The 2,731-nt window shown below is 60.7% G+C and carries 4 protein-coding genes; all 4 read left to right on the top strand.

The window, feature by feature from the left end:
• A partial coding sequence (locus tag AC1D0Z_RS19095) for a Bug family tripartite tricarboxylate transporter substrate binding protein (RefSeq protein ID WP_477659765.1) occupies positions 1 to 474 on the top strand: 474 nt, incomplete at its 5' end.
• 261 nt (positions 475 to 735) lie between these two features.
• Entirely contained in the window at positions 736 to 1,359 is a 624-nt protein-coding gene (locus AC1D0Z_RS19090) for a TetR/AcrR family transcriptional regulator (protein ID WP_477659764.1), read from the top strand.
• Between the two features lie 50 nt (positions 1,360 to 1,409).
• The gene (locus AC1D0Z_RS19085; RefSeq protein ID WP_477659763.1) at positions 1,410 to 2,033 is read left to right on the top strand and encodes an isochorismatase family protein; all 624 of its coding nucleotides are present in this window, start codon (positions 1,410 to 1,412) and stop codon (positions 2,031 to 2,033) included.
• Positions 2,034 to 2,054: 21 nt separating this feature from the next.
• A partial coding sequence (locus AC1D0Z_RS19080; protein WP_477659762.1) for a hypothetical protein occupies positions 2,055 to 2,731 on the top strand: 677 nt, incomplete at its 3' end.

The following is a 2,731-nucleotide window of genomic DNA, read 5'->3' as shown; positions in this document are numbered from 1 at the left end:
GCAGGGGAGCAGTTCAAGCAGATGACGGGCACCTACATCCTGAACATCCCCTACAAAAGCAACCCGCCCGCGGTGACGGACCTGCTGGGCGGCCAGATCGACATGATGATTACCGATATGGCGACGGGCCTGCCGCAGGTCAAGGCCGGCAAGCTCAAGGCGCTGGGTGTTTCTACCCGGCAGCGTTCACCACTGGCGCCCGATGTGCCGACCATCGCCGAGGCCGGCGTCAAGGGTTATGAAATGACTTACTGGTTTGCTGCCTATGCGCCAGCCGGCACGCCCGCTGACGTCGTTGCAAAACTCAGCGACATGCTGGTCAAGGCGGCCCGCAGCCCTTCGGCCGCGCCGTTCTACCAGTCCAGCGGCACCGAAATCTTCACCAGCAACCCGGAGGATCTGCGCAAGTTCCAGGCGGCGGAAACCCTGAAATGGGGAAAGATCATCAAGGCTGCGGGCATCGAGCCTGAATGAACGCTGCGGTCTGGTTGGCATTAAATGGGCCTGCAACCCTTTGTGGGCGGGCGCTACCAGCTATCAAATAAATAGCTGATCAGGCCCGCCAGCCCGCTGGCAGCCCGCCTTGGCGTGCGCGGTAACGAAGGGCGGAGCATTCGCGGCGCGTTTTCAGGCGCGATCCTGAAAATTTAAACAACGTTCAATTTTTAGAACAAGTGTTAATTTTCACCGGAAACGGCATGCTGGACGAGCGGTTTTCACGCCTATATTCAGGCGATGCAAACCCGAATAGACCGCCAGCAGGCCCAGAGTGATTTACGCCGGACACTGATGCTGGACGCCGCCCGTACCGTGTTTGAACGCCTGGGCATCGATGGCGCAAGCATCCGCGAGATCGCCAGGGAAGCAGGCTATACCGCCGGGGCCATCTATTCATATTTTGAAAACAAGGAAGCCATTTACGGCGCCTTGCTGGCCGAATGCCTCGAGCGCCTCAATGCCGTGGTGGCGTCTGCGGGGGAAGAGCGCACCGACCCAGCCGAGATGCTCGAAGCCAAGGCCAGCGCCTGGTTCGGTCTTTTTGCGGCCAACCCGCGCGACCTGGACCTGGGCTTTTACCTCATGCAGGGCATGCGCCCCCGCGGGCTGGGCACGGAGCTGAACCAGCGGCTCAATGACCGCCTTCATGACGCTTTGCGGCCCTGTGAAGCCGCCTTGCGGGCCATGGGTTTGAACGCCGAAGACGCATTGCGCGAAAATACGGCATTGTTCGCGCATGGCATGGGCTTGCTGCTTCTCCAACATACCGGTCGCATCCGCATGTTCGGGCAGGACCCCACGTTGCTGTTCGATGCTTATGTGATCGGCCTGGTGGAGCGCCTGCAGCGCAACCCGGCCTGATTTTTCCCAGAATTTTTCCGGTGCCTGTCCGGAATTTCCCAGGACCCTAAATGCTGCTTGATGCCGATGACTCCCAGCTTGTGCTGGTCGACTACCAGACCCTTTTGATGCCCTCGATCTTTGAGGCCGACCTGGTCATGGCCAATGCCGTGAAGCTCGCCCGCATGGCGAAACTGCTGGATGTGCCGGTATGGGGCACGGAAGAAAACCCCGAAAGCCTGGGCGCCACGGTGCCCGAAATACAGGCCGCCATCCAGGCTGCCGGCGGCAAGACCATGGACAAGATGTTCTTCAGTGCCGTGGCCGATGGCCTGGGCGACCTGCTGCGCCCACCTGTGCGCAAGGCACCGACAGGCGGAAACGCCCGCAGCCTGCCCAAGCACCTGCAAAAACCGGCGCCCGAACCGGAAGAGGGCAGAAGCACCATCGTTATCGCCGGCTGCGAAGCCCACGTCTGCCTGATGCAGACCGCGCTTGATTTGCTCGAAGAAGAGTTCGAAGTCTGGGTCGTGACGGACGCCTGCAGCTCACGCAGTGAGCGCAACCGAGATGCGGCATTCGACCGCCTCGCCGGCAACGGCGCCGAACTGGTGACGACCGAGATGGTGGCGTTTGAGTGGCTGCGCACGGCTGAGCATGAGGTGTTCAGGGATGTGCTGGGGTTGGTTAAATAGAAGACGCAATAGAAGACGCTTGTGGCCGCAGCTTGCGGTGTCTCAAAACAAAAAAAATGGGAGGGGCATGTGAAAAAGCTTTATCTAATGGTCGCGGTTGCCCTATTCGCTGCTGCGTGCCTTGGCGCTCCAGATGGCGCGCGAGCGCATGAGAACGACAAGGTCGTCACCGTGCAGGGAAGTCCCACGGTCTACCTGGCCCTGGCCACCGGACCCATCTATCCTTTCGTGAATCCGGAAACATTCCTCGGCTGCGGCTTCAAGTGGACCGATGTGGTGACGGTGCAACAGGAGTGGCTCGACTATGCGTTCAGGATCCGCATGTACCCCCTTTCGGATGTGCCGACCTGCGAGATGGTGCGCGGGCTGCGTCCCATAGCGAAGGCGCCGGCCGATCGCGCGCCGGTAATGGTTGATGGCAGACCGGAGGTGTACTACGTGCTTCCGGACGGGACGAAGCACCTGATTGCCAACGCCAATGCTTTCCTCGGGTGTGGGTTCCGCTGGAGCGACGTGCAGAAGATCTCGCCCAAGGAGTTGGAGGCGATGAATAACGGTATCGCGCTGCCGGACGCGACCGCGTGCCGAACGGCGCGTCGTTTGAGCTTCGCGGTAGTGACACGCGAAGGCGAAGGGGCTCCACAGGGTGTGGGAGAGGTGCTCGACAATATAGTCTCAATCCCTGGCCAGGAGGAGAT

The organism is Polaromonas sp. P1_E3, assembly GCF_056405935.1.
The sequence above is the reverse complement of the archived record's forward strand: the minus strand, read 5'-3'. Positions and strand labels throughout refer to the sequence as shown.

What these genes read in the sequence shown, in the direction of transcription:
- AC1D0Z_RS19085 (WP_477659763.1), top strand. Translation starts at nt 1,410, where the DNA reads ATGCTGCTTGATGCCGATGACTCCCAGCTTGTGCTGGTCGACTACCAG.
- AC1D0Z_RS19090 (WP_477659764.1), top strand. Translation starts at nt 736, where the DNA reads ATGCAAACCCGAATAGACCGCCAGCAGGCCCAGAGTGATTTACGCCGG.